Below are 4,155 nucleotides of genomic sequence, written 5' to 3' on the forward strand. Positions count from 1 at the left end.
CCCGCCGCGACCGCCTCGGCGCGGTCCTTGGCCTGCTGGGCCTGGTCGGCGGCGGCCAGGTAGGCGCCCAGCTCGTCGATCGGGCGCTTGCCGAGCAGCTTGTCCCGGCCCTTGCCGACCGCCTCCAGGGTCGCGCTGAGCACGTTCTCCAGGGTGGCGAGCTTCACATCGACGTACTCGTCGACCTCCGGGCTCGGGCTGATCCCCTGCGGCTGGAACTCCTCGCCGTCGGTCTCGCCGTCGTGGTCGGCCTCGAAGACGCTGGAGTCCCCGCGCAGCTTGGTCCGGCCGCGGCCGACCGCACCGAGCGTCTTGGTGAGGACGACCTCGAAGTTGGCCAGCTTGCTGTCCACGTAGTCGTCGGCCTCGGCGCGCTTGGCGTCGACCTCGGCGCGGGCCTCGGCGAGGATCCGGTCGGCCTCGGCCTGGGCCCGGCGGACCACCTCGGTGTCGGAGATCAGCGAACCGCGCTCGGTGTGCGCGCCGTGGATGATCCGCTCGGCCTCGGCCTGGGCGTCGGCCACCACCTGCTCGTGGTCGGCCATCACCGACTGGGCCTGGGCCAGCTCGGCGGGCAGCGCCTCCCTGAGCTCCTGGAGCAGGCCGATCAGCTCGGCCCGGTTCACGACGCAGGAGGCAGACATGGGCATCGAGCGGGCGTTCTCGACGGCCGCGACGATCTCGTCGACCTTGTTCTGCACGTCCACGGGACTCCGTCTTTCCGTGTGCCGCCGACGCTCCGGCGGAGGCAGGCCCGGCGCGGTGGAGCTCACCGCAGGGCAGGACTACAGACTGTACGGCCACTGCGGGCCGAGGTCACAACGACCGGGCCCCGGCGCCCGACCGGGTCCGGGGCAAGTGGTGACGAACCGGCAGAAACGGACCGAACGACGGGTGCCTGCAGGCGGACCGCCTACTGCTGCGCCTTACGCTCCGCGATCCGCTCGACCAGCCGGCGGTGCACCACCTCGGGCAGCAGGTGCGAGACGTCGCCCCCGTACGAGGCGACCTCCTTGACCAGCGTGGAGGACAGGAAGCTGTACGTCGGCGAGGTGGGCACGAAGAGCGTCTCGACACCGGTCAGGCCGTGGTTCATCTGGGCCATCTGCAGCTCGTAGTCGAAGTCGCTGACGGCGCGCAGCCCCTTGACGATCGCCGGGATGCCGCGGTCCCGGCAGAAGTCCACCAGCAGGCCGAGGTGCGACTCGACCACGATGTTCCCGTAGGGCGCCGTGACCTCCTCGATCAGGGCGATCCGCTCGTCGATGGTGAACATGCCCTGCTTGTTCCGGTTGACCGCGACGGCGACGTGCACCACGTCGTACAGCTTCGAGGCGCGCTCGATGATGTCGAGGTGACCGTTGGTGATCGGGTCGAACGAACCGGGGCAGACGGCGCGGCGCATGGCGTGGTGCTCCCTCGTGGGTGACGGGTGCTGCGGGCCTCCTCGGCCCGCTAGGGGTGGTGGCGGGTCTCGGCGGCGGCGCGACCGTACCAGAGGGTGCCCTCGCCGTAGCGGCGGGGGGGGGGGGCCCCCCCACACCGTCCGGCCAGCCGAACTCACCGCCGCGGGTGCTGCGCTCCACGGTGACGAGTGCGTCGTCCGCGAGCCAGCCCCCCGCCGACAGTGTGATCAGCATCTCGCGCACCTCGTCGTCGGTGACGACGTACGGCGGGTCGAGGAAGACCAGGTCGTACGGGTCCTCCGGGGCGGGCCCGGCGATCACCTTCTCGGCCCGGGCGGCCTTCACCAGCACCCCGGGGAGGCCGACGATCCGGACGTTCTCCCGGATCACCCGGGCCGCCTGGGCGTCCGCCTCGACCAGCAGGACGTGCTCGGCCCCGCGGGACAGCGCCTCCAGGCCGACCGCGCCCGACCCGCCGAACAGGTCCAGCATCCGGGCCCCGTGCAGGGTGCCGCGCAGCGACTCCAGGGTGGAGAACATCGCCTCGCGGGCCTTGTCGGAGGTCGGGCGGGTGCCCCGGCCGGGCGGTACGGCCAGCCGGCGGCCGCCGGCCGCCCCGGCGATGACGCGGGTCATGGTGGTGGGAGGTCCTTTCGTCGCTGCCCGACCACGCTATCCCGCCCCGGGCGCGGGTGGGCGCCCCCGGCCCCCGACGGCGCACAGCCCCGCCGGACGGGCCGGCGGGGCTGTGCGGGGCTGTACAGGGCTGGGCAGGGCTGGGCGGGGCCGTTGGCTCAGCCCGCGTCCGCCCCCGCGGACTGTGCCGGGATCGCCGCACCGAGGAGCGCCGGGGAGGCGTAGCGGGACCAGGAGAGGCAGCCGTCGGGCGGGCAGAACTCGGGGCGGCGCGGGTCGTGCCCGAGCTCGCGCAGCTTGGTGCGGACGGAGTCGGGCGTGCGGCCGAAGCGGGCGGCGATCCGGGCGATGGTCTCGCCGTCGTGGAACCGCCGGACCAGCTCCTCCTCGTGCTGCGGCACCCAGGGGGCGCCGTGGCCGGGGTAGAGCTCGCGCAGCACGTCGCGGTCGGGGATGGGCTCGGAGACGTCGGCGACGATCGCCAGGGCCCGGAGCGCGCGGTTCAGCGCGATCCGCAGCGAGGCGACGTCCTCGACCGGCAGGCGGAGCTTGCCCGAGGCGAGGGGCGCGGCCGCCTCCCCCTCGCGCCAGCCGGTCAGGGTGAGGGTGACCTCGCGGTCGTCGTCGCTGGCGAGTTCGATCCGGAAGACCTTGTCGCCCAGCGGGAGCTCGTTGAGATGACGGAATGCCATGGCAGGACCCCCAAATGTCGTGCCGGATACGCACCTTGGGGGTGCGTCCCGAACAACTACATTCTCTCCCGGGGGTCTGACATCGCGGCGGCCCGTGCGCCCGCCCTCAGCCCTTCTCCATGTAGGCCGCGCGGTCCGCGTCGAGCAGGCTCTCCAGTGCGGTGCGCAGCTCCGGATGGGCGGTCAGGTCGGGGTCCGCGGCGACCAGCCGGGTGGCCTCGGCGCGCGCGGCCACGATGACCTCCTCGTCCTCCAGCACGGAGAGCACCTTCAGCGAGGACTTCACCCCGGACTGCGCCTGGCCCAGCACGTCGCCCTCGCGGCGCTGTTCGAGGTCGATCCGGGAGAGCTCGAAGCCGTCCAGGGTGGCCGCCACCGCGTCCAGCCGGGCGCGGGCCGCGCTCGCCGCGGGCATGTCGCTGACCAGCAGGCAGAGGCCGGCCGCGCTGCCGCGCCCGACCCGGCCGCGCAGCTGGTGCAGCTGGGAGACGCCGAAGCGGTCGGCATCCATGATCACCATGGCGGTCGAGTTCGGTACGTTCACGCCGACCTCGATCACCGTGGTGGCGACCAGCACGTCGACCTCGCCGGCGGCGAACCGGCGCATCACCTCGTCCTTGGCGTCCGGGGCCAGCCGGCCGTGCAGGATCTCCACCCGCAGCCCGGCCAGCGGGCCCTTCACCAGCATCTCGGCGGTCTCCACGACGGAGAGCGGGGGCCGGCGCTCGTCGCTGTCGGCGCCGGTGTCCGCGACGTCCTCCAGGTCCTCCTCGGCGGCCTTGCGCCGCTTCCTCGGCTCGGTGGGCTCCTCGTCCCCGATGCGGGGGCAGACCACGTACGCCTGGTGGCCCTTGGCCACCTCCTCGCGGACCCGCTCCCAGGCCCGGGCCAGGAAGTTGGGCTTCTCCACGGCCGGGACGACGTGGGTGGAGATCGGCGAGCGGCCGGCCGGCAGCTGGTCCAGCACGGACGTCTCCAAGTCCCCGAAGACGGTCATCGCGACCGTGCGCGGGATCGGGGTGGCCGTCATCACCAGCAGGTGCGGCGGCTGCTCGCCCTTGGCCCGCAGCGCGTCCCGCTGCTCGACGCCGAAGCGGTGCTGCTCGTCCACCACGACCAGGCCGAGGTCCTGGAACTGCACCTTGTCCTCGATCAGCGCATGGGTGCCGATCGCGATGCCGGCGTCGCCGCAGGCCATGTCGAGCAGCGCCTGGCGGCGGGCGGGAACGCCCATCGAGCCGGTCAGCAGCACGACGCGGGTGCCGAGGTCCGAGCCGCCGAGCATGCCGCCCTCGGCGAGGTCGCCCATCATCTCGACGATCGAGCGGTGGTGCTGCTGCGCGAGGACCTCGGTGGGCGCCAGCAGCACGGCCTGGCCGCCCGCGTCGACCACGGCCAGCATGGCCCGCAGCGCGACGAGC

General features: G+C 73.5%; 3 protein-coding genes and 2 pseudogenes. All 5 read right to left on the bottom strand.

The genetic code is table 11. The annotated features are described in order from the left end of the window. Positions 1-707: pseudogene (locus MCM47_RS39415) on the bottom strand (cell division initiation protein); the annotation flags it as partial. 206 nt (positions 708-913) lie between these two features. Beyond that, entirely contained in the window at positions 914-1,405 is a 492-nt protein-coding gene (coaD, locus tag MCM47_RS39420) for a pantetheine-phosphate adenylyltransferase (RefSeq protein ID WP_238951359.1), read from the bottom strand. 50 nt (positions 1,406-1,455) lie between these two features. Next, positions 1,456-2,042 (bottom strand): annotated as a pseudogene (gene rsmD / locus MCM47_RS39425) (16S rRNA (guanine(966)-N(2))-methyltransferase RsmD). 158 nt (positions 2,043-2,200) lie between these two features. Beyond that, positions 2,201-2,734, bottom strand: coding sequence for a hypothetical protein (locus MCM47_RS39430; protein WP_238951361.1), 534 nt, complete (start codon positions 2,732-2,734; stop codon positions 2,201-2,203). Positions 2,735-2,840: 106 nt separating this feature from the next. Continuing rightward, positions 2,841-4,155 (bottom strand): ATP-dependent DNA helicase RecG (locus MCM47_RS39435; protein WP_238951690.1); only part of this gene is annotated, 1,315 nt, incomplete at its 5' end.

This window comes from Kitasatospora sp. A2-31, assembly GCF_022288725.1.
Lineage (GTDB): Bacteria > Actinomycetota > Actinomycetes > Streptomycetales > Streptomycetaceae > Kitasatospora.